Annotated in this window: 19 protein-coding genes and 3 tRNA genes; 19 read left to right on the forward strand and 3 right to left on the reverse strand. The window is 68.2% G+C overall.

The window, feature by feature from the left end; translation table 11 throughout:
• Window positions 1–112 precede the first annotated feature (112 nt).
• The 6 genes from ABZX85_RS18545 to ABZX85_RS18570 all read left to right on the forward strand — a co-directional run bounded on the left by ABZX85_RS18545 (window position 113) and on the right by ABZX85_RS18570 (window position 2,721).
• Window positions 113–185, forward strand: a tRNA-Thr gene (locus ABZX85_RS18545).
• Window positions 186–246: 61 nt separating this feature from the next.
• Window positions 247–319 (forward strand) — tRNA-Met (locus tag ABZX85_RS18550).
• 89 nt (window positions 320–408) lie between these two features.
• Window positions 409–573, forward strand: a complete 165-nt coding sequence (rpmG, locus tag ABZX85_RS18555; RefSeq protein WP_018834916.1) for a 50S ribosomal protein L33 — start codon at window positions 409–411, stop codon at window positions 571–573.
• 102 nt (window positions 574–675) lie between these two features.
• The gene (locus tag ABZX85_RS18560) at window positions 676–1,131 is read left to right on the forward strand and encodes a MaoC family dehydratase N-terminal domain-containing protein (protein ID WP_355869218.1); all 456 of its coding nucleotides are present in this window, start codon (window positions 676–678) and stop codon (window positions 1,129–1,131) included.
• 8 nt (window positions 1,132–1,139) lie between these two features.
• On the forward strand, window positions 1,140–1,568 hold the full coding sequence (locus tag ABZX85_RS18565; RefSeq protein ID WP_355869221.1) for a MaoC family dehydratase: 429 nt from the start codon (window positions 1,140–1,142) through the stop codon (window positions 1,566–1,568).
• Window positions 1,569–1,665: 97 nt separating this feature from the next.
• A complete protein-coding gene (locus ABZX85_RS18570) occupies window positions 1,666–2,721 on the forward strand; it encodes a UDP-N-acetylmuramate dehydrogenase (protein ID WP_355869224.1) in 1,056 nt (351 codons plus the stop codon).
• Window positions 2,722–2,803: 82 nt separating this feature from the next.
• On the opposite strand, the gene ABZX85_RS18575 is transcribed toward ABZX85_RS18570, so the two are convergent.
• Window positions 2,804–3,436 (reverse strand): NAD(P)H-binding protein, encoded by a 633-nt coding sequence (locus ABZX85_RS18575; RefSeq protein ID WP_355869954.1) that lies wholly within the window; start codon window positions 3,434–3,436, stop codon window positions 2,804–2,806.
• A 111-nt stretch (window positions 3,437–3,547) separates the two neighbouring features.
• Between ABZX85_RS18575 and ABZX85_RS18580 the strand changes: the two genes are divergently transcribed.
• Window positions 3,548–4,207 carry a helix-turn-helix domain-containing protein gene (locus tag ABZX85_RS18580; protein ID WP_355869227.1) on the forward strand — a complete coding sequence of 220 codons (660 nt, stop codon included), beginning with the start codon at window positions 3,548–3,550 and terminating at the stop codon, window positions 4,205–4,207.
• A 24-nt stretch (window positions 4,208–4,231) separates the two neighbouring features.
• Window positions 4,232–4,963: a hypothetical protein gene (locus ABZX85_RS18585; protein WP_355869230.1), complete on the forward strand. Its 732-nt coding sequence runs from the start codon at window positions 4,232–4,234 to the stop codon at window positions 4,961–4,963.
• Here ABZX85_RS18585 and ABZX85_RS18590 read toward each other — a convergent pair.
• A complete protein-coding gene (locus tag ABZX85_RS18590) occupies window positions 4,908–5,948 on the reverse strand; it encodes an adenosine deaminase (protein WP_355869232.1) in 1,041 nt (346 codons plus the stop codon). The genes ABZX85_RS18585 and ABZX85_RS18590 overlap by 56 nt on opposite strands.
• A gap of 122 nt (window positions 5,949–6,070) precedes the next feature.
• Complete coding sequence (locus ABZX85_RS18595; protein WP_355869235.1) at window positions 6,071–7,294, reverse strand: pyridoxal phosphate-dependent aminotransferase; 1,224 nt, start codon at window positions 7,292–7,294, stop codon at window positions 6,071–6,073.
• A gap of 238 nt (window positions 7,295–7,532) precedes the next feature.
• Between ABZX85_RS18595 and ABZX85_RS18600 the strand changes: the two genes are divergently transcribed.
• The 11 genes from ABZX85_RS18600 to ABZX85_RS18650 all read left to right on the forward strand — a co-directional run bounded on the left by ABZX85_RS18600 (window position 7,533) and on the right by ABZX85_RS18650 (window position 21,724).
• Window positions 7,533–7,605 (forward strand) — tRNA-Trp (locus ABZX85_RS18600).
• A gap of 112 nt (window positions 7,606–7,717) precedes the next feature.
• The gene (secE, locus tag ABZX85_RS18605) at window positions 7,718–8,005 is read left to right on the forward strand and encodes a preprotein translocase subunit SecE (protein ID WP_010354295.1); all 288 of its coding nucleotides are present in this window, start codon (window positions 7,718–7,720) and stop codon (window positions 8,003–8,005) included.
• Window positions 8,006–8,086: 81 nt separating this feature from the next.
• Entirely contained in the window at window positions 8,087–8,953 is an 867-nt protein-coding gene (gene nusG, locus ABZX85_RS18610; RefSeq protein WP_355869238.1) for a transcription termination/antitermination protein NusG, read from the forward strand.
• 168 nt (window positions 8,954–9,121) lie between these two features.
• Window positions 9,122–9,556 (forward strand): 50S ribosomal protein L11, encoded by a 435-nt coding sequence (rplK, locus tag ABZX85_RS18615; protein WP_355869241.1) that lies wholly within the window; start codon window positions 9,122–9,124, stop codon window positions 9,554–9,556.
• Between the two features lie 82 nt (window positions 9,557–9,638).
• Window positions 9,639–10,364 (forward strand): 50S ribosomal protein L1, encoded by a 726-nt coding sequence (gene rplA, locus ABZX85_RS18620; protein ID WP_355869244.1) that lies wholly within the window; start codon window positions 9,639–9,641, stop codon window positions 10,362–10,364.
• Window positions 10,365–10,487: 123 nt separating this feature from the next.
• Window positions 10,488–11,303, forward strand: a complete 816-nt coding sequence (locus tag ABZX85_RS18625) for a hypothetical protein (RefSeq protein WP_355869247.1) — start codon at window positions 10,488–10,490, stop codon at window positions 11,301–11,303.
• 100 nt (window positions 11,304–11,403) lie between these two features.
• Window positions 11,404–12,354, forward strand: coding sequence for a hypothetical protein (locus ABZX85_RS18630; protein ID WP_355869249.1), 951 nt, complete (start codon window positions 11,404–11,406; stop codon window positions 12,352–12,354).
• A 296-nt stretch (window positions 12,355–12,650) separates the two neighbouring features.
• Window positions 12,651–13,181 (forward strand): 50S ribosomal protein L10, encoded by a 531-nt coding sequence (rplJ, locus tag ABZX85_RS18635; RefSeq protein ID WP_355869252.1) that lies wholly within the window; start codon window positions 12,651–12,653, stop codon window positions 13,179–13,181.
• Window positions 13,182–13,303: 122 nt separating this feature from the next.
• The gene (rplL, locus tag ABZX85_RS18640) at window positions 13,304–13,690 is read left to right on the forward strand and encodes a 50S ribosomal protein L7/L12 (protein ID WP_355869956.1); all 387 of its coding nucleotides are present in this window, start codon (window positions 13,304–13,306) and stop codon (window positions 13,688–13,690) included.
• Window positions 13,691–14,244: 554 nt separating this feature from the next.
• Window positions 14,245–17,730: a DNA-directed RNA polymerase subunit beta gene (gene rpoB, locus ABZX85_RS18645; protein WP_355869255.1), complete on the forward strand. Its 3,486-nt coding sequence runs from the start codon at window positions 14,245–14,247 to the stop codon at window positions 17,728–17,730.
• 94 nt (window positions 17,731–17,824) lie between these two features.
• Entirely contained in the window at window positions 17,825–21,724 is a 3,900-nt protein-coding gene (locus ABZX85_RS18650) for a DNA-directed RNA polymerase subunit beta' (RefSeq protein ID WP_355869258.1), read from the forward strand.
• Window positions 21,725–21,755 lie beyond the last annotated feature (31 nt).

Raw genomic sequence — 21,755 nt, forward strand, 5'->3', positions numbered from 1 at the left:
CGGGTCGCGGAGGCTCCCGGGGCCCCTGTGACAGGCCGGAATCCGGGCCCGCACAGGGCTGGACAACGGATTTGGGTGAACGCCCGAGGAGCGTGTAATGTCTTCCTCGCTCGCCCCAATAGCTCAGTCGGTAGAGCGTCTCCATGGTAAGGAGAAGGTCTACGGTTCGATTCCGTATTGGGGCTCTGGTGAGAGAGGTTCCCGCCACAAGGCTTCCGGCCGCGAGGCGGGAACGGATCTCATCACAGCGGTGTAGCTCAGTCGGTAGAGCAAGCGGCTCATAATCGCTGTGTCACCGGTTCAAGTCCGGTCACCGCTACGAGCAGTAGCCGATTGTGGGGTCGGTCCTCCAGTCGGCTACTCTTTTATGCGTTAAACCATTCAACCCGTCCGTCAAGGAGCACTCACGTGGCTGCCACCGACGTCCGCCCGAAGATCACGCTGGCCTGCGTGGAGTGCAAGGAGCGGAACTACATCACCAAGAAGAACCGGCGTAACAACCCGGACCGCATGGAGATGAAGAAGCACTGCCCGCGTTGCAACGCGCACACCGCGCACCGCGAAACGCGATAAATCAGGCTCGTACGTGAGGCCGTCCCCGAGAGATCGGGGGCGGCCTCACGTCGTTGAACAGGTAGTACCGGTCAGTAGAGCAACCAGAGAGGTGCCGGGCCCATGGCGCTCGACCAGTCCTTCGTGGGGCGGAGCTACCCGCCCACCGCGCCCTACGAGGTGGGCCGGGAGAAGATTCGCGAGTTCGCCGTGGCGGTCGGTGACGACCACCCCGCGTACACGGACCCCGAGGCCGCGAAGGCGCTCGGGCACCCCGACGTGATCGCCCCGCCGACGTTCGTGTTCTCCATCACCTTCAAGGCGGCCGGACAGGTCGTCGAGGACCCGCAGCTGGGCCTCGACTACAGCCGCGTCGTACACGGCGACCAGAAGTTCGCGTACGTCCGTCCCGTGCGCGCGGGCGACCGGCTGAGCGTCACCACCACCATCGAGGCCATCAAGTCGATGGCCGGCAACGACATCGTGGACATCCGCGGCGAGGTCTTCGACGAGGCCGGCGAGCACGTCGTGACCGCCTGGACCAAGCTCGTGGCCCGCGCGGTCACCGAGGAGGCGTGAGGAATCCCATGACGGCGAAGATTTCTTACGACGACGTCGAGGTCGGCACCGAACTGCCCGCCCGCACCTTCCCCGTGACCCGCGCCACGCTCGTGCGCTACGCGGGCGCCTCCGGCGACTTCAACCCCATCCACTGGAACGAGAGGTTCGCCAAGGAGGTCGGCCTCCCGGACGTCATCGCGCACGGCATGTTCACCATGGCCGAGGCCGTCCGCGTCGTCACCGACTGGACCGGCGACCCCGGCGCGATCGTCGACTACGGCGTCCGCTTCACCAAGCCCGTCGTCGTCCCGAACGACGACGAGGGCGCCCTCATCGAGGTCACCGCCAAGGTCGGCGCCAAGCTCGACGACAACACCGTCCGCGTCGACCTCACCGTCACCAGCGCGGGCCAGAAGGTCCTCGGCATGTCCCGGGCTGTCGTCCGCCTGGCCTGAGCCGTTGCTGTAAGGGGCGTTCTCCATGGCGAGGCGCCCCTTACGCATGCCCGGCGGCAGACCGGCGTTGTCAGTGCCGTCTCGTAGGCTTGGCCGCGTGCTCGAACTTCAGGACGCCCCGCTCGCCCCGCTGACCACGTTCCGGCTCGGCGGCCCCGCCTCCCGCCTGGTGACCGCGACCACCGACGCCGAGGTGATCGAGGCCGTGCGCGAGGCGGACGCCTCCGGGGTGCCGCTGCTGATCGTCGGCGGCGGCTCCAACCTCGTCGTCGGCGACAAGGGCTTCGAGGGCACGGCACTGCGCATCGCGACGCGCGGCGTGCAGCTGAGCGGTACGACGCTGGAGCTGGCCGCGGGCGAGGTGTGGACGGACGCCGTCGCGCGCGCGGTGGAGGCCGGGCTCGCCGGGATCGAGTGCCTCGCCGGCATTCCGGGCTCGGCGGGCGCGACGCCGATCCAGAACGTCGGGGCGTACGGCCAGGAGGTCTCCTCGACGATCACCGAGGTCGTCGCCTACGACCGGCGCGCGGGCGGGACGGTCACGCTGTCGAACGCCGAGTGCGCCTTCTCGTACCGCCACAGCCGCTTCAAGGACGACCCCGAGCGGTACGTCGTCCTGCGCGTCCGCTTCGCCCTGGAGGACGCGGGCGGGATGTCGGCGCCCGTGAAGTACGCGGAGACCGCGCGGGCGCTCGGCGTCGAGGTGGGGGAGCGGGTCGCGCTCGGCGCCGCGCGGGAGACGGTGCTGAGGCTGCGCGCGGGCAAGGGCATGGTCCTGGACCCCGAGGACCACGACACCTGGTCCGCCGGCTCCTTCTTCACCAACCCGATCCTCACGGACGCCGAGTTCGCGGCGTTCCACGCGCGCGTGGGGGAGCGGCTCGGGGAGGGCGCCGAACCGCCCGCCTACCCGGCGGGAGAGGGCCGTACGAAGACGTCCGCGGCCTGGCTCATCGACAAGGCCGGCTTCACCAAGGGGTACGGCACCGGCCCCGCCCGCCTCTCCACCAAGCACACCCTCGCCCTCACCAACCGGGGCACCGCCACCACCGAGGACCTCCTCGCCCTGGCCCGCGAGGTCGTCGCCGGGGTGGAGACGGCGTTCGGGGTGACGCTGGTGAACGAGCCGGTGATGGTGGGGGTCAGCCTTTGAGGAAGCGGGGGCGCGTGCTCTCCGGCAGGGTCCGGCCGAGGTGCGCGGGCCGAGGCCGTACGCCGTCGAGCCCGCTCGCCCCTCAGTACGCCACCCCCACCCCCTGCTTCACCGTCCCCACCTCCCCGATCATCCCCAGCATCGCGTGGGCCACGTCCGCCCGTCCGATGAAGCGCCCCGCGCGCGGGAAGCCGCCGACCACCGTGCGGTAGACGCCGGTGACGGGCTTGTCCTGGAGGCGGGGCGGGCGGACGAACGTCCAGTCGGTCGTGGAGCGGGCGACGTCGGCCTCCATCGCCCGCAGGTCGTCGTAGACGGGGCGCAGGACCGCGGAGACCGCGCCGCGCATGAACCGGTCCAGCGGGCCGTCGTCCGCCGGGGCGGGGCCCACGGGTGAGGCGCTGACCAGCAGGAACCGTCGTACGTCCGTCGTCTCCAGGGCCGCGAGGGCGGTGCGGGTGAGGCGGGTGGCGACGCCGGCGTCCTTGCGGCCGCGCGGGCCGAGGCCGGAGAGGACGGCGTCGCCGCCGGCCAGCGCGGGGCGCAGGGCCTCGGGGTCGGTGAGGTCGGCGCGGAAGACCTCCAGGCGGGCGCCGGTGACGGTCAGGCGGGCGGGGTCGCGGACGACGGCGGTGACGTCGTGGCCCGCGTCGAGGGCCTGGCGGACGAGTTCCCCGCCGATGCCTCCGGTGGCTCCCAGGACGGTGAGTTTCATGACGGACCCCCAGTGGAAGAAGGGTGAGTGAGTGCTCACTCACCTTGTCTTCTCCTAGAGTGGGTAAGTAATCACTCACCCGTCAAGTGCCCACACCGAACGGATGTCCCCATGGAACCCAGGCCCACCCGAGCACGCATCCTCGACGCCGCCCACGAACTGATGCGCACGGTCGGGCTGGCGCGGGCCACCACCAAGGAGATCGCGAAGGCGGCGGGGTGCTCGGAGGCGGCCCTCTACAAGCACTTCGACAGCAAGGAGGAGCTCTTCGTCCAGGTCCTCATGCAACGTCTCCCGCGGCTGACCCCCCTCCTCGGCAGCCTCGCCGCGGAGCCCGGGCGGGGCACGCTGGAGGAGAACCTCACCGAGATCGCCCGGCAGGCCGTCCTCTTCTACGACGAGAGCTTCCCGATCGCCGCGTCCCTGTACGCCGAGACCGCCCTCAAGCGGCGGCACGACGAGGTGATGCGCGAGAAGGGGGCCGGGCCGCACGTCCCCATCGACCTCCTCGCCGCGTACCTCCGGGCGGAGCAGTCCCTCGGCCGTGTCGCCCCCGCCGCCGACACCTTCGCCGCCGCCTCCCTCCTCCTCGGCGCCTGCGCGCAGCGGGCGTTCGCCTACGAGGCCGCCGACGGCCGTCCCGACACGGACACGTTCGCCGCGCGCCTCGCCCGCACCCTCCTCGCGGGCCTCACGCAACCCACCCCGCCTCCCACCGAGACCGCCCCGGCCCCCGTAATTCCCGTTGCACACCTCCCGGTCGAGCCGTGACGCTGCCTCCATGAGGCATCACCCATGCGCCTGAGGCTCACCGAGTTCACGCCCGGCGCCCACCGAGTCGTCCAGCCGAGAACCTCCCTGCGCCACACCTCGCTCAGAGCCCCCGAGCCGATCGGCTTCCTGCACGGCGATCGTGACGGCCTGAACAGGCTCGCGGGCCTGTTCTCCTTCGCCGCGTACTCCCGGCACACGATCGTCCACGTCCCCCTGCGCGACGGTCCGCCACCGGCCGACAACCTCGGTGAGCGGGTCGACCTGCTGCTCGTCCACCACACGTACGGGCTGCGCGCGAGCCAGTGGCCGGGACTGCGGCGAAGCCTCGGCGCCGGTGCCCCGCTGACCGTCCGTACCGACGAGGCCCGTACCGCACGGGACGCGGCGGTCTGGCGCCGGCACAGCCGGCACGCCGACTTCCGCGACACCTTCCGGCACGCCACCCATGCCCGGACGTTCCTTCTCTTCGGCAGCCGGGACCTCTTCGCGGAGACGGCGATGACGCTGGCGTACGCGGCAGGCTGGGGACCGCGTCAGAAGGGCGTCGCCCAGGGGCACTCGGCCCTCATGACCAACCTCCCGGCGCTCGTCCAGCCTCCAGGTGGCGGACACCCCCTCGAGGTCCTGGTCTGCTTCCAGGAACCCCCGACACCGCCGGACCGGAAAACACCACCAGACCGGAAAACGCCGCCGGCCCTCAAGACACCGGCGTCCCGATCCAGTCGTCCACCCCGGACAGCAGCTTCCCCCTGATGTCCTCCGGTGCCGCCGAGCCCCGGATCGACTGGCGGGCCAGTTCCGCCAGTTCCTCGTCCGTGAAGCCGTGGTGGTGGCGGGCGATCTCGTACTGGGCGGCGAGGCGGGAGCCGAAGAGGAGGGGGTCGTCGGCGCCGAGGGCCATGGGGACGCCGGCGTCGTACAGGACGCGGAGAGGGACGTCCTCCGGCTTCTCGTAGACGCCCAGGGCCACGTTCGACGCGGGGCAGACCTCGCACGTGATGCCCCGCTCCGCGAGGCGCCTCAGCAGGCGCGGGTCCTCCGCCGCGCGGACCCCGTGGCCGATCCGGGTCGCGTGCAGGTCGTCCAGGCAGTCACGGACGGACGAGGGACCGGTCAGCTCACCGCCGTGCGGCGCCGACAGCAGCCCGCCCTCCCGCGCGATCGCGAACGCCCGGTCGAAGTCCCGCGCCATCCCCCGCCGTTCGTCGTTGGAGAGCCCGAAGCCGACCACGCCGTGCCCGGCGTACCGGACGGCCAGCCGGGCCAGCGTCCGCGCGTCCAGCGGATGCTTCATCCGGTTCGCCGCGACCAGCACCCGCATCCCGAGCCCGGTCTCCCGCGAGGTCGTCTCCACCGCGTCCAGGATGATCTCCAGCGCCGGGATCAGCCCGCCCAGCCGGGGCGCGTACGACGTCGGGTCGACCTGGATCTCCAGCCACCCGGAACCGTCCCTGACGTCCTCCTCGGCGGCCTCCCGCACCAGCCGCCGGATGTCGTCGGGCTCTCTGAGGCACGAGCGCGCCGCGTCGTACAGCCGCTGGAAGCGGAACCAGCCCCGTTCGTCCGTGGCCCTCAGCTGCGGAGGCTCCCCGCTGGTCAGCGCCTCGGTCAGCGCCTCCGGCAGCCGCACACCGTACTTGTCGGCCAGCTCCAGCACGGTCGCGGGCCGCATCGAACCGGTGAAGTGCAGATGCAGATGGGCCTTGGGGAGTTGAGAGAGATCACGTACACGCTCCATCCGCCGATACTGCCGTACTCGGGTGAGAGGCCGGTAGCCGGTTCCCTGAACGTGGTCTTGCTCGCACAAAAAAACGGGCCGGCCCACTCAAATCGAGTGGGCCGACCCGTACAGGCAAGGCCCTACTTCGCCTCGCCCAGCAGCTTCTGCAACCGCGAGACACCCTCGACCAGGTCCTCGTCCCCCAGCGCGTACGACAGCCGCAGGTACCCCGGCGTACCGAACGCCTCACCGGGGACGACCGCGACCTCGGCCTCCTCCAGGATCAGCTCGGCCAGCTCCACCGAGGTGGCCGGACGCTTCCCGCGGATCTCCTTGCCGAGCAGCTCCTTCACGGACGGGTACGCGTAGAACGCGCCCTCCGGCTCCGGGCAGAACACGCCGTCGATCTCGTTCAGCATCCGCACGATCGTCCGGCGCCGCCGGTCGAACGCGACCTTCATCTCGTCCACGGCCGACAGGTCCCCGGAGACCGCGGCGAGCGCGGCGACCTGGGCGACGTTGGAGACGTTGGACGTGGCGTGCGACTGGAGGTTGGTCGCGGCCTTGACGACGTCCTTCGGGCCGATGACCCAGCCCACGCGCCAGCCGGTCATCGCGTACGTCTTGGCGACGCCGTTCACGACGATCGTGCGGTCGGCCAGCTCGGGGACGACGACCGGCAGCGAGTGGAACTCGGCGTCGCCGTACACGAGGTGCTCGTAGATCTCGTCCGTCAGGACCCACAGGCCGTGCTCGGCGGCCCAGCGGCCGATCTCCTCGACCTGCTCGCGGCTGTAGACCGCGCCCGTCGGGTTGGACGGCGAGACGAAGAGCAGGACCTTCGTCTGCGCGGTGCGGGCCGCCTCCAGCTGCTCGACGGAGACGCGGTAGCCGGTCGTCTCGTCCGCGACGACCTCCACCGGGACACCGCCGGCCAGCCGGATCGACTCCGGGTAGGTCGTCCAGTACGGGGCCGGGACGATGACCTCGTCACCCGGGTCGAGGATCGCGGCGAACGCCTCGTAGATGGCCTGCTTGCCGCCGTTGGTGACGAGGATCTGGGACGCGTCGACCTCGTAACCCGAGTCGCGCAGGGTCTTCGCGGCGATCGCGGCCTTCAGCTCGGGCAGGCCGCCCGCCGGGGTGTAGCGGTGGTACTTCGGGTTCTTGCAGGCTTCGACGGCCGCTTCGACGATGTAGTCCGGGGTCGGGAAGTCGGGCTCACCCGCGCCGAAACCGATCACCGGACGCCCGGCGGCCTTCAGGGCCTTCGCCTTGGCGTCCACGGCGAGGGTCGCGGACTCGGAGATCGCGCCGATGCGGGCCGAGACCCGGCGTTCGGTGGGAGAGGTTGCAGCGCTCATGGGGCCCATGTTTTCAGACCCGGAACACCACCGGCACGCCGGTTTCACGGACTGGGCAACCCGGGGTGACACCTGCGTGAACCGACGGAACATCAGACTGAATCCGATCAAGAGCGCTTCGCGTTCGACGCACGGCCCCTGAGCACGTACACTCATCCGTCGTTGGCCCACAACAGCCGTGCCACAAGCGGTGCACACCAAGCACCCGGGTGGATACGGTAGGTTGAGGGGCAGACAAAGGGTCGTAGCTCAATTGGTAGAGCACTGGTCTCCAAAACCAGCGGTTGGGGGTTCAAGTCCCTCCGGCCCTGCTTCACACTCCTGAAACCTTCGGGAAGTGTGCGCAGGTACATACAGCACTGCACCGTCGTGCGGCTCAGACCGGGCGCGGCACGGCCACGACCCGGGAACAGGTGAGGACGAATGGCGGATGCCGTGGGCTCCATCGACACGCCTGATGCCCAGGACGAAGCGCCTGAGAGCAAGAAGAAGGCGCGCAAGGGCGGCAAGCGCGCCAAGAGAGGCCCGCTGAAGCGTCTGGCCCTCTTCTACCGTCAGATCGTCGCCGAGCTGCGCAAGGTAGTCTGGCCTACGCGCAACCAGCTCACGACCTACACCACCGTGGTGATCGTCTTCGTGGTCATCATGATCGGTCTGGTCACGGTGATCGACTACGGCCTCAGTCACGCGGCCAAGTACGTCTTCGGCTGAGCCGACCAGCGAAGGGCGCCGAGGAAACCGGCGCCCCTTTCGCATGTTCCACCCCTATGCATCCCAGGAAGAAGCAGCCACGTGTCTGACCAGAACCTGAACGACGACCGCGAAGCTGCCGAGACCGTCGAGTCCGTCGACGACGAGCTCGACATCGTCGAGGGCGCGGACGAGGACCTGGACGAGGTCGAGGCTGCCGACGCGGAGGCCGGAGAGGCCGCTGAAGAGGACGCCGTCCACCTCGAAGAGGAAGAGGACGCCGACCTCGAAGAGGGCGACGAGGACGACGACGAGGAAGAGGAGTCCGGCGGCGACGTCGAGACCGCTCCCGTCGACCCCGTCGAGGCTCTCCGTGAAGAGCTCCGCACCCTCCCCGGCGAGTGGTACGTCATCCACACCTACGCCGGTTACGAGAACCGCGTGAAGACCAACCTGGAGCAGCGCGCCGTCTCGCTCAACGTCGAGGACTTCATCTTCCAGGCCGAGGTGCCGCAGGAAGAGGTCGCCCAGATCAAGAACGGCGAGCGCAAGACGGTCCGGCAGAACAAGCTCCCCGGGTACGTCCTCGTCCGGATGGACCTCACCAACGAGTCCTGGGGCGTCGTCCGCAACACCCCCGGTGTCACCGGCTTCGTGGGCAACGCCTACGACCCCTACCCGCTGACGCTGGACGAGATCGTCAAGATGCTCGCGCCCGAGGCGGAGGAGAAGGCGGCCCGTGAGGCGGCCGAGGCCGAGGGCAAGCCGGCGCCGTCGCGCAAGGTCGAGGTCCAGGTGCTGGACTTCGAGGTGGGCGACTCGGTGACGGTGACCGACGGTCCGTTCGCGACCCTCCAGGCCACGATCAACGAGATCAACGCCGACTCCAAGAAGGTCAAGGGCCTCGTGGAGATCTTCGGCCGCGAGACCCCGGTCGAGCTGTCCTTCGACCAGATCCAGAAGAACTAGCTCTTCCTGGAAGACACACTTCCGGCCAGGTCAGACAGGCTGTCACAGCTTGTCTGACCTGCTCGGTTTTTGGCCGCGCATCTATACCCGCTATCGTTGTGCGGTATGCCTGCGTCCGGGTGATTCCTGGAGGCGGGCAGGACCCGAATCGAAAGGACCCGGAGAGCTATGCCTCCCAAGAAGAAGAAGGTCACGGGGCTCATCAAGCTCCAGATCAACGCCGGTGCGGCGAACCCCGCCCCGCCGGTCGGCCCCGCGCTCGGTCAGCACGGCGTCAACATCATGGAGTTCTGCAAGGCGTACAACGCCGCGACCGAGTCGCAGCGTGGCTGGGTCATCCCGGTGGAGATCACGGTCTACGAGGACCGCTCCTTCACCTTCGTGACCAAGACGCCGCCGGCCGCCAAGATGATCCTCAAGGCCGCGGGCATCGAGAAGGGCTCCGGCGAGCCGCACAAGACCAAGGTCGCCAAGATCACCGAGGCGCAGGTCCGCGAGATCGCCACGACCAAGCTCCCCGACCTCAACGCCAACGACCTGGACGCCGCCGCGAAGATCATCGCCGGCACCGCGCGTTCCATGGGCGTCGTCGTCGAGGGCTGAGTCCCTCCCCCCTTCCCGAGCAGTTCAGTGGGAGGGCCTGCTCGGCCCTGACCACGACTCCAGAACCACACAGGAGCAGTAGATGAGCAAGCGCAGCAAGGCTCTCCGCGCTGCGGACGCCAAGGTCGACCGGGAGAAGCTGTACGCCCCGCTCGAGGCCGTCCGTCTCGCCAAGGAGACCTCCACCTCGAAGTTCGACGGAACCGTCGAGGTCGCCTTCCGCCTGGGTGTCGACCCGCGCAAGGCCGACCAGATGGTCCGTGGCACCGTGAACCTGCCGCACGGCACCGGTAAGACCGCCCGGGTCCTGGTCTTCGCGACCGGTGACCGTGCAGCTGCCGCGGAAGCCGCGGGCGCCGACATCGTCGGCTCCGACGAACTGATCGACGAGGTCGCCAAGGGCCGCCTGGACTTCGACGCCGTCGTCGCCACCCCGGACCTCATGGGCAAGGTCGGCCGCCTCGGCCGCGTGCTCGGTCCGCGTGGTCTGATGCCGAACCCGAAGACCGGCACCGTCACCCCGGACGTGGCCAAGGCCGTCACGGACATCAAGGGCGGCAAGATCGAGTTCCGCGTCGACAAGCACTCGAACCTGCACTTCATCATCGGCAAGACGTCGTTCGACGACGACAAGCTGGTGGAGAACTACGCCGCGGCGCTCGAAGAGATCACGCGTCTCAAGCCGTCCGCCGCGAAGGGTCGCTACATCAAGAAGGCCGCGATCAGCACCACGATCGGCCCCGGCATCCAGGTCGACCCCAACCGCACCCGCAACCTCCTCGTCGAGGAGGACCCGGCCGCGGTCTGAGCCTCACCGCTCACCTCGTAGTCGGCAGGGCCCCACACCTCCTGGTGTGGGGCCCTTCCCCTTTTCCCGGGTGGCTGGGTTACCGTGCGGTCACGGGGAGAACGCACAGGGGCGGTGGGGCGGATGAAGCGGGCGGGGATCTGGGCGGCGGCGGTGGCGGTACTGCTGGGCACGGTCGCCTGCACGTCGTCCGCCGACGGCTCCGGCGACGGCACCGGCGACGGCACCCGGACCCGGGCGGCGGCGGCCCGGCCCCTGGCGGCGCTGCGCAGCGCCGAACGCGCCACCCGGGAGGCGCACTCCGCGCGGGTCGAGTCGAGCACCGTGATGGGCAAGCTGATGTCCCTCACCGCCGAGGGAGCCGTCTCCTGGGCCGGCGGCCTGACCGGCACGCTGGTCCTCACCTACACCGGCGGCAGCGTCGCGGAGACGATGCGCGCGGCCGGCACCCCCGCCACCGAGGCCCGCTACCTCCCGGACGCCTACTACGCCCGCCTGGGCGCCGCCCTCGCCGAACAGGCCGGAGGACGGCACTGGGTGCGGTACGGGTACGACGACCTGGAGCGGCTCGCGGGCGGCACGGGCGCCTACATCCAGGACCAGCTCCGGCACACGGCCCCGAGCCGCCCGGTCGAGCTGCTGCTCGCCTCGGGGGACGTGCGCGAGGTCGGCCGGGAGACGGTGCGGGGGCGCCGTACGACGCACTACTCGGGGAGTGTGGACTCGGACGCGTCGAACGTGACGACCGAGCGGGTGGACGTGTGGGTGGACGAGCGGAACCTGCTGGTGAAGAAGGTGGAGAAGGGCGTCACCGCGGACGGGGCGTACAGCCAGACCGCGTACTACGGCGAGTACGGCACGGAGGTGGCCGCGCGGCGGCCGGCGGCGGCGGACACCGCGGACTTCTCGGAGCTGGTGCGGGAACTGTCGGGCAGCTGAAAACGTCAGGGACAGTAAAGGGAGCCTCGGGCTAAGGTTCGGCACAGGTAAATCACATGTGGGGGGAGCCTGGGGAGGCTCCTGGGATCTGGGGGGACTCATGAACGTCCGGAAGAAGACCGCCACCGCCGTCGTGACCGCCGCGCTGCTGACCGGCGCCGTGGGCTGCGGGACCGCCTCGGACACCGTGGAGCGGACGGCCGCCCAGGTGCTGACGGCGTCGTTCAAGAAGACGGCGGAGGCGAAGTCCGCCAAGGTCAGCATGACGATGACCGCGCCGAAGAGCGCCGGAGCAGGCGGCGACATGACGATGACCGGCGTCATGGGCTGGGACCCGACCGTGATGGACATGACGATGAAGGGTTCCGGGCTCGCTCTCCAGGAGGGCGCTCCGGAGAGCGTCCGCATGATCATGCGCGACAACATCATGTACATGGACATGGGCGCGTCGGCCGCCGCCGAGATGGACGGCAAGCGGTGGATGAAGCTCGACATGAAGGCCGCCGCCGCGGCCTCCGGCGACAAGGCGCTGGAGAAGGAGGTCACCTCCGGTCTGGACGAGATGGACCAGGACCCCCGCCAGCAGCTCGCCCTGCTCCTCGACTCGCCGAACCTGAAGCACATCGGCAGCGAGAAGATCGACGGCACCGAGGCGGACCACTACAAGGGCACGCTGACGGTCAAGGAGGCCCTGGCGGCCGACAACTCGCTCGACGTCATGGACTCCGCCGAGCGCAAGGAGATGCTGGACGCCATCGAGAAGTCCGGCATCAAGGGCTACGACATCGACGTCTGGGTCAACAAGGACGACCTGCCGGTCCGCATGGACATGGTCATGGATTCCCCCGAGGGCGCCGTCAAGATCGGCATGAAGTACTCGGACTACGGCGCGAAGGCCGAGGTCACGGCGCCGCCCGCGGCCGAGACCTTCGACCTGGCGGAGATGTTCAAGGGGCTCGGTGACAGCCTGGAGGGCCTCGACAAGGAGCTGGAGGGCCTCGACGCCGGCGACCTCGACCTCCAGGGCCTGGAGGACCTCCCGGCCGCCTGAGCCAGGGCGCCGCCGACCGTCGTACGACCGGATTTGCCCCGCGCCGATCCGGTCGCGTACTCTCCTTGAGAAGCCAAAGACCGCTGGTCGTTGCCGTGTGTCCGTCAGGATGTACGGCAGCCGAAGGATTCGCTGATTGCGGACGACCCGCGCAGGTGACTGTGGAAGTGCTCCTGGATTCGGTCCGCCCACGGATCTGGTCCGGTAGAGCTACGCCCCGTGCGCCTGCGCCGGGGCGTTTCGTTTTCCCGAGCCCCTTCCGAGCGGTCCTCATCACCCGGAAGGAGGCCACGCTTATGGCAAGGCCCGACAAGGCTGCCGCGGTAGCCGAGCTCGCGGACCAGTTCCGCAGCTCGAACGCCGCCGTGCTGACCGAGTACCGGGGTCTCACCGTGGCGCAGCTCAAGACGCTGCGCCGTTCGCTCGGTGAAGACGCCCAGTACGCCGTGGTGAAGAACACGCTGACCAAGATCGCGGCCAACGAGGCCGGGATCTCGACGCTCGACGACCTGTTCAACGGTCCGACGGCGGTCGCCTTCATCACCGGTGACCCGGTGACGTCGGCGAAGGGTCTTCGTGACTTCGCCAAGGACAACCCGAACCTCGTCATCAAGGGCGGTGTCCTTGACGGCAAGGCGCTGTCCGCCGACGAGATCAAGAAGCTTGCGGACCTCGAGTCCCGCGAGGTTCTGCTCTCCAAGCTGGCCGGTGCCATGAAGGGCAAGCAGACGCAGGCTGCGCAGCTCTTCCAGGCGCTGCCGACGAAGCTCGTCCGCACCGTGGACGCGCTGCGCGCCAAGCAGGACGAGCAGGGCGGTGCCGAGTAACTCGGCTCGCATCATGACCGCCGCGTGAGGCTTCCCGCCGCAGCGCATCGGTCGTAGCGGGCCGAACGCCCGCCAGACACATACATCCGGCACCTGCCGATCTAGAAGTGGAAGGAGCAGCCATCATGGCGCTCACCAAGGACGAACTGCTCGCCGAGTTCGAGAACATGACCCTCATCCAGCTCGCCGAGTTCGTCTCCGCGTTCGAGGAGAAGTTCGACGTCACCGCCGCCGCGGCCGCCCCGGTCGTCGTCGCCGGTGGTGCGGCCGGCGGTGCCGCCGAGGCCGTCGAGGAGAAGGACGAGTTCGACGTCATCCTCACCGGCGCCGGCGACAAGAAGATCCAGGTCATCAAGGTCGTGCGTGAGCTGACCTCCCTGGGCCTCAAGGAGGCCAAGGACCTGGTCGACGGTGCGCCGAAGGCCGTCGTCGAGAAGGTCGCCAAGGACGCCGCCGAGAAGGCCGCCGAGGCCCTCAAGGGCGCCGGCGCCTCGGTCGAGGTCAAGTAAGACCTTCCGAGTCTCGGAAACAGTCTCGAAAACAGCCCCGTAGGGCTGTAACGCGAGCACCGCGAAGAGCGATCATCCATCCGGGTGGTCGCTCTTCGGCGTTCCTGGGAGCGCGGCCACGGTTGCCTTGAACCCCTGTTCACGGGGGGTATGGTGATCTTCGTCGTGTCTGCGGACACCCTCTGTTCGGGCGGGGGGCTCTTGACGAACAGCACGCAGCGCGCAATTCTCAGGACGCGTCGTCACAACGATCCGAATCCGAGGCATGGATCGACGGCGAAGAGGGCAGGATGACCGTGCGTTGAAGGCAAGCGCGCCGAGGACTGTGAGTGACGACGAGGGCTGTTGAAAATCGGGGCTGGACATCAGTGTGCCGGATGGCTACACTGTCCCTTTGCGCTGCCTGTTAGCTATCCCCTGCCCGTCACCAGGGGCATGCCCTCACTTGAGCATCAGCGACTGAAACGGCCCTGAGCTGGGACTTTCGTCGTTTGGTGCGCCGGGGAGGGGCCGGGAAGCGCGTAGTGAGTCCGAGCCCTCGGAAGGACCCCCTCTTGGCCGCCTCGCGCACCGCCTCGACCGCGAATACGAACAACGCCGCCAGCACTGCCCCGCTGCGCATCTCCTTTGCAAAGATCAAGGAGCCTCTCGAGGTTCCGAACCTGCTCGCGCTCCAGACCGAGAGCTTCGACTGGCTGCTCGGCAACACCGCCTGGCAGAGCCGCGTCGAGGCGGCTCTGGAGTCGGGTCAGGACGTCCCCACCAAGTCCGGTCTGGAGGAGATCTTCGAGGAGATCTCCCCGATCGAGGACTTCTCCGGGTCGATGTCGCTGACCTTCCGCGACCACCGCTTCGAGCCGCCGAAGAACAGCATCGACGAGTGCAAGGAGCGCGACTTCACGTTCGCCGCGCCGCTCTTCGTCACCGCCGAGTTCACCAACAACGAGACCGGCGAGATCAAGTCCCAGACGGTCTTCATGGGCGACTTCCCGCTCATGACCAACAAGGGCACCTTCGTCATCAACGGCACCGAGCGTGTCGTCGTGTCGCAGCTCGTGCGCTCGCCCGGTGTCTACTTCGACTCCTCCATCGACAAGACGTCCGACAAGGACATCTTCTCCGCCAAGATCATCCCGTCCCGGGGTGCCTGGCTGGAGATGGAGATCGACAAGCGCGACATGGTCGGTGTCCGCATCGACCGCAAGCGCAAGCAGTCCGTGACCGTCCTCCTCAAGGCCCTCGGCTACACCACCGAGCAGATCCTGGAGGAGTTCGGCGAGTACGAGTCCATGCGCGCCACCCTGGAGAAGGACCACACCCAGGGCCAGGACGACGCGCTGCTCGACATCTACCGCAAGCTGCGTCCGGGCGAGCCGCCGACCCGTGAGGCCGCGCAGACGCTGCTGGAGAACCTCTACTTCAACCCGAAGCGCTACGACCTCGCGAAGGTCGGCCGCTACAAGGTGAACAAGAAGCTCGCCGCGGACGCGCCGCTCGACGCCGGTGTGCTGACCGTCGAGGACGTCATCGCGACGATCAAGTACCTCGTCAAGCTGCACGCGGGCGAGACCGAGACGGTCGGCGACAGCGGTCAGACGATCGTCGTCGAGACCGACGACATCGACCACTTCGGCAACCGCCGTCTGCGATCGGTCGGCGAGCTGATCCAGAACCAGGTCCGTACGGGTCTCGCCCGTATGGAGCGCGTCGTGCGCGAGCGCATGACCACCCAGGACGTCGAGGCGATCACGCCGCAGACCCTGATCAACATCCGGCCGGTCGTCGCCTCCATCAAGGAGTTCTTCGGCACCAGCCAGCTGTCGCAGTTCATGGACCAGAACAACCCGCTGTCGGGTCTCACCCACAAGCGCCGCCTCTCGGCGCTCGGTCCGGGTGGTCTCTCCCGTGAGCGGGCCGGCTTCGAGGTCCGTGACGTGCACCCCTCGCACTACGGCCGCATGTGCCCGATCGAGACCCCCGAAGGCCCGAACATCGGTCTGATCGGCTCGCTCGCCTCCTACGGCCGTGTCAACGCGTTCGGTTTCGTCGAGACCCCGTACCGCAAGGTCGTCGAGGGTGTCGTCACCGACGAGGTCGACTACCTGACCGCCGACGAGGAGGACCGCTTCGTCATCGCGCAGGCCAACGCCACGCTCGACGAAGACCTGCGCTTCACCGAGAACCGCGTGCTGGTCCGCCGCCGCGGCGGCGAGGTCGACTACGTCCCCGGTGACGAGGTCGACTACATGGACGTCTCGCCGCGCCAGATGGTGTCGGTCGCGACCGCCATGATCCCGTTCCTTGAGCACGACGACGCCAACCGTGCCCTCATGGGCGCGAACATGATGCGTCAGGCCGTTCCGCTCATCAAGAGCGAGGCCCCGCTCGTCGGCACCGGCATGGAGTACCGCTCCGCCGTCGACGCCGGTGACGTCGTCAAGGCCGAGAAGCCCGGTGTGGTCCAGGAGGTCTCCGCGGACTACATCACCACCGCGAACGACGACGGCACGTACATCACGTACCGCCTGCACAAGTTCTCGCGCTCCAACCAGGGCACCTCGGTCAACCAGAAGGTCATCGTCGACGAGGGCGACCGGATCATCACCGGCCAGGTCCTGGCCGACGGTCCGGCCACCGAGAACGGCGAGATGGCGCTCGGCAAGAACCTGCTCGTCGCGTTCATGCCGTGGGAGGGCCACAACTACGAGGACGCGATCATCCTGTCGCAGCGCCTCGTCCAGGACGACGTCCTCTCCTCGATCCACATCGAGGAGCACGAGGTCGACGCCCGTGACACCAAGCTGGGCCCCGAGGAGATCACCCGGGACATCCCGAACGTCTCCGAGGAGGTCCTCGCCGACCTCGACGAGCGCGGCATCATCCGCATCGGTGCCGAGGTCGTCGCCGGTGACATCCTGGTCGGCAAGGTCACGCCCAAGGGTGAGACCGAGCTGACGCCGGAGGAGCGGCTGCTGCGCGCGATCTTCGGTGAGAAGGCGCGCGAGGTCCGTGACACCTCGCTGAAGGTGCCGCACGGCGAGATCGGCAAGATCATCGGCGTCCGCGTCTTCGACCGCGAGGAGGGGGACGAGCTTCCCCCCGGTGTGAACCAGCTGGTGCGCGTGTACGTCGCGCAGAAGCGGAAGATCACCGACGGTGACAAGCTCGCCGGCCGGCACGGCAACAAGGGTGTCATCTCCAAGATCCTGCCGATCGAGGACATGCCGTTCCTGGAGGACGGCACCCCGGTCGACATCATCCTCAACCCGCTGGGTGTGCCGTCCCGAATGAACCCGGGACAGGTCCTGGAGATCCACCTCGGCTGGCTCGCCAGCCGCGGCTGGGACGTCTCCGGGCTCGGCGAGGACTGGGCGAAGCGGCTCCAGGTGATCGGCGCCGACCAGGTCGCCCCCGGCACCAACGTCGCCACCCCGGTGTTCGACGGTGCCCGTGAGGACGAGCTCGCGGGTCTGCTGAACCACACCATCCCGAACCGCGACGGCGACCGCATGGTGCAGCCGACCGGCAAGGCGCGGCTGTTCGACGGCCGCAGCGGTGAGCCGTTCCCGGACCCGGTGTCCATCGGCTACATGTACATCCTCAAGCTCCACCACCTGGTCGACGACAAGCTGCACGCCCGCTCGACCGGTCCGTACTCGATGATCACCCAGCAGCCGCTGGGTGGTAAGGCCCAGTTCGGTGGCCAGCGATTCGGCGAGATGGAGGTGTGGGCGCTGGAGGCTTACGGCGCCGCGTACGCCCTCCAGGAGCTGCTGACCATCAAGTCCGACGACGTCACCGGCCGCGTGAAGGTCTACGAGGCCATCGTCAAGGGCGAGAACATCCCCGAGCCCGGCATCCCCGAGTCCTTCAAGGTGCTCATCAAGGAGATGCAGTCCCTGTGCCTCAACGTGGAGGTGCTGTCCTCGGACGGCATGTCCATCGAGATGCGCGACACCGACGAGGACGTCTTCCGCGCTGCGGAAGAGCTCGGCATCGACCTGTCCCGGCGCGAGCCGAGCAGCGTCGAAGAGGTCTGACGGGAGTCCGGCCGGACTCAGCCCGAGTCCGGCCGGCCCCAGGACCCCCGTATCAGACCCCATGACTTACAACCCTGAGAGGGATTGACGCATAGTGCTCGACGTCAACTTCTTCGACGAGCTTCGGATCGGCCTGGCCACCGCGGACGACATCCGTCAGTGGAGCCACGGCGAGGTCAAGAAGCCCGAGACGATCAACTACCGCACCCTGAAGCCGGAAAAGGACGGGCTCTTCTGCGAGAAGATCTTCGGCCCCACCCGGGACTGGGAGTGCTACTGCGGCAAGTACAAGCGTGTCCGCTTCAAGGGCATCATCTGTGAGCGCTGTGGCGTCGAGGTCACCCGCGCCAAGGTGCGCCGTGAGCGGATGGGCCACATCGAGCTGGCCGCTCCCGTCACCCACATCTGGTACTTCAAGGGCGTTCCGTCGCGCCTCGGCTACCTGCTCGACCTCGCCCCGAAGGACCTGGAGAAGGTCATCTACTTCGCGGCGTACATGATCACGTACGTCGACGACGAGCGCCGTACCCGTGACCTGCCCTCCCTGGAGGCGCACGTCTCGGTCGAGCGCCAGCAGATCGAGAACCGCCGCGACTCCGACCTGGAGGCCCGCGCCAAGAAGCTGGAAGGCGACCTGGCCGAGCTGGAGGCCGAGGGCGCCAAGTCCGACGTGCGCCGCAAGGTGCGCGAAGGCGCCGAGCGCGAGATGAAGCAGCTGCGCGACCGCTCGCAGCGCGAGATCGACCGCCTCGACGAGGTCTGGACCCGGTTCAAGAACCTCAAGGTCCAGGACCTCGAAGGCGACGAGCTGCTCTACCGCGAGCTGCGCGACCGCTTCGGCACCTACTTCGACGGCTCGATGGGCGCCGCCGCGCTCCAGAAGCGCCTGGAGTCCTTCGACCTCGAAGAGGAGGCCGAGCGCCTCCGCGAGATCATCCGCACCGGCAAGGGCCAGAAGAAGACCCGCGCGCTCAAGCGCCTCAAGGTCGTCTCCGCGTTCCTCCAGACCAGCAACAGCCCCAAGGGCATGGTGCTGGACTGTGTGCCGGTCATCCCGCCGGACCTGCGTCCGATGGTGCAGCTGGACGGTGGCCGCTTCGCGACCTCCGACCTGAACGACCTGTACCGCCGCGTCATCAACCGCAACAACCGCCTGAAGCGGCTTCTCGACCTCGGCGCGCCCGAGATCATCGTGAACAACGAGAAGCGCATGCTCCAGGAGGCCGTGGACGCCCTCTTCGACAACGGTCGTCGTGGTCGCCCGGTCACGGGCCCCGGCAACCGCCCGCTGAAGTCCCTGAGCGACATGCTCAAGGGCAAGCAGGGCCGTTTCCGTCAGAACCTCCTCGGCAAGCGTGTGGACTACTCCGCGCGTTCCGTGATCGTCGTCGGTCCGCAGCTCAAGCTGCACCAGTGCGGTCTGCCGAAGGCGATGGCCCTGGAGCTCTTCAAGCCGTTCGTCATGAAGCGGCTCGTGGACCTCAACCACGCGCAGAACATCAAGTCCGCGAAGCGGATGGTCGAGCGTGGCCGCACCGTCGTGTACGACGTCCTCGAAGAGGTCATCGCCGAGCACCCGGTGCTGCTGAACCGTGCGCCCACCCTGCACCGCCTCGGTATCCAGGCGTTCGAGCCGCAGCTCGTCGAGGGCAAGGCCATCCAGATCCACCCGCTCGTCTGCACCGCGTTCAACGCGGACTTCGACGGTGACCAGATGGCCGTCCACCTGCCGCTCTCCGCGGAGGCGCAGGCCGAGGCGCGCATCCTGATGCTGTCCTCGAACAACATCCTCAAGCCCGCCGACGGCCGGCCGGTGACGATGCCGACCCAGGACATGGTCCTCGGTCTGTTCTTCCTCACCACCGACGGCGAGCTGCGCGACACCAAGGGCGAGGAGCGTTCCTTCTCCTCGGTCGCCGAGGCGATCATGGCGTTCGACGCCGGGGAGCTCGCTCTCCAGTCGCCGGTCGACATCCGCTTCCCGGTGGGCACCATCCCGCCGCGCGGCTGGACCCCGCCGGTGCGCGAGGAGGACGAGCCGGAGTGGCAGCAGGGTGACAGCTTCCGGCTGCGCACCACGCTGGGCCGCGCGCTCTTCAACGAGCTGCTGCCCGAGGACTACCCGTTCGTCGACTACTCGGTGGGCAAGAAGCAGCTCTCCGAGATCGTCAACGACCTCGCCGAGCGCTACCCCAAGGTGATCGTCGCCGCGACGCTGGACAACCTGAAGGCGGCCGGCTTCCACTGGGCGACCCGTTCCGGTGTCACCGTCGCCATCTCCGACGTCGTCGTCCCCGAGGCGAAGAAGGAGATCGTCGCCGGGTACGAGGCCAAGGACGAGAAGGTCCAGAAGCAGTACGAGCGCGGTCTGATCACCAAGGAAGAGCGCACGCAGGAGCTCATCCAGATCTGGACCCAGGCGACCAACGAGGTCGCCGAGGCGATGAACGAGAACTTCCCCAAGACGAACCCCATCTTCATGATGGTTGACTCGGGTGCCCGAGGAAACATGATGCAGATGCGGCAGATCGCCGGTATGCGTGGTCTGGTGTCGAACGCGAAGAACGAGACCATCCCGCGGCCCATCAAGGCGTCGTTCCGTGAGGGTCTCTCCGTGCTGGAGTACTTCATCTCCACCCACGGTGCCCGTAAGGGTCTCGCGGACACCGCCCTGCGTACCGCCGACTCGGGTTACCTGACCCGTCGTCTGGTGGACGTCTCGCAGGACGTCATCATCCGCGAGGAGGACTGCGGCACCGACCGCGGCCTCAAGCTCGCCATCGCCGAGCGCGGCGAGGACGGCGTGCTGCGCAAGACGGAGAACGTCGAGACGTCCGTCTACGCCCGGATGCTCGCCGAGGACATCACGGTCGACGGCCGTGTGCTGGCCCCGGCCAACACCGACCTCGGTGACGTCCTGATCGACGAGCTCGTCCGGCACGGCATCGAGGAGGTCAAGACCCGCTCGATCCTGACCTGCGAGTCGCACGTCGGCACCTGTGCCATGTGCTACGGCCGCTCCCTGGCCACCGGCAAGCTGGTCGACATCGGTGAGGCGGTCGGCATCATCGCCGCCCAGTCCATCGGTGAGCCCGGTACCCAGCTGACGATGCGTACCTTCCACACCGGTGGTGTGGCCGGTGACGACATCACCCAGGGTCTGCCCCGTGTCGTCGAGCTCTTCGAAGCCCGTACGCCGAAGGGTGTCGCCCCGATCTCCGAGGCCCAGGGCCGCGTGCGGATCGAGGAGACCGAGAAGACCAAGAAGATCGTCATCACGCCGGACGACGGCAGCGACGAGACGGCGTTCCCGATCTCGAAGCGTGCCCGTCTGCTGGTCAGTGAGGGTGAGCACGTCGAGGTGGGCCAGAAGCTCACGGTCGGCGCGACGAACCCGCACGACGTGCTGCGCATCCTCGGTCAGCGCGCGGTCCAGGTCCACCTGGTCGGCGAGGTCCAGAAGGTGTACAACTCGCAGGGCGTGTCGATCCACGACAAGCACATCGAGATCATCATCCGGCAGATGCTGCGCCGCGTGACGATCATCGAGTCCGGCGACGCGGAACTCCTGCCGGGCGAGCTGGTCGAGCGGTCCAAGTTCGAGACCGAGAACCGTCGGGTCGTGCAGGAGGGCGGTCACCCCGCCTCCGGTCGTCCGCAGCTCATGGGTATCACCAAGGCCTCGCTGGCCACGGAGTCCTGGCTGTCGGCCGCCTCCTTCCAGGAGACGACGAGGGTCCTGACGGACGCGGCGATCAACGCCAAGTCCGACAGCCTCATCGGCCTCAAGGAGAACGTCATCATCGGTAAGCTCATCCCGGCCGGTACGGGGCTCTCCCGCTACCGCAACATCCGGGTCGAGCCGACCGAGGAGGCCAAGGCCGCGATGTACTCGGCGGTCGGGTACGACGACATCGACTACTCGCCGTTCGGCACGGGGTCGGGTCAGGCTGTTCCGCTGGAGGACTACGACTACGGGCCGTACAACCAGTAGGGCCTAGTTGCTGGAAGGGCGGTCACCTCTT

The sequence above is a fragment of the Streptomyces sp. NPDC004539 genome (genome assembly GCF_040610055.1).
Classification (GTDB): domain Bacteria; phylum Actinomycetota; class Actinomycetes; order Streptomycetales; family Streptomycetaceae; genus Streptomyces.

Bases quoted from the DNA above. Each gene is read 5' to 3' on its own strand.
- ABZX85_RS18560 (WP_355869218.1), top strand. From the start codon at position 676: ATGGCGCTCGACCAGTCCTTCGTGGGGCGGAGCTACCCGCCCACCGCG.
- ABZX85_RS18565 (WP_355869221.1), top strand. From the start codon at position 1,140: ATGACGGCGAAGATTTCTTACGACGACGTCGAGGTCGGCACCGAACTG.
- ABZX85_RS18575 (WP_355869954.1), bottom strand. From the start codon at position 3,436: ATGAAACTCACCGTCCTGGGAGCCACCGGAGGCATCGGCGGGGAACTC.
- ABZX85_RS18580 (WP_355869227.1), top strand. From the start codon at position 3,548: ATGGAACCCAGGCCCACCCGAGCACGCATCCTCGACGCCGCCCACGAA.
- ABZX85_RS18585 (WP_355869230.1), top strand. From the start codon at position 4,232: ATGCGCCTGAGGCTCACCGAGTTCACGCCCGGCGCCCACCGAGTCGTC.
- ABZX85_RS18590 (WP_355869232.1), bottom strand. From the start codon at position 5,948: ATGGAGCGTGTACGTGATCTCTCTCAACTCCCCAAGGCCCATCTGCAT.
- ABZX85_RS18595 (WP_355869235.1), bottom strand. From the start codon at position 7,294: ATGAGCGCTGCAACCTCTCCCACCGAACGCCGGGTCTCGGCCCGCATC.
- secE (WP_010354295.1), top strand. From the start codon at position 7,718: ATGGCGGATGCCGTGGGCTCCATCGACACGCCTGATGCCCAGGACGAA.
- rplK (WP_355869241.1), top strand. From the start codon at position 9,122: ATGCCTCCCAAGAAGAAGAAGGTCACGGGGCTCATCAAGCTCCAGATC.
- rplA (WP_355869244.1), top strand. From the start codon at position 9,639: ATGAGCAAGCGCAGCAAGGCTCTCCGCGCTGCGGACGCCAAGGTCGAC.
- ABZX85_RS18625 (WP_355869247.1), top strand. From the start codon at position 10,488: ATGAAGCGGGCGGGGATCTGGGCGGCGGCGGTGGCGGTACTGCTGGGC.
- ABZX85_RS18630 (WP_355869249.1), top strand. From the start codon at position 11,404: ATGAACGTCCGGAAGAAGACCGCCACCGCCGTCGTGACCGCCGCGCTG.
- rplJ (WP_355869252.1), top strand. From the start codon at position 12,651: ATGGCAAGGCCCGACAAGGCTGCCGCGGTAGCCGAGCTCGCGGACCAG.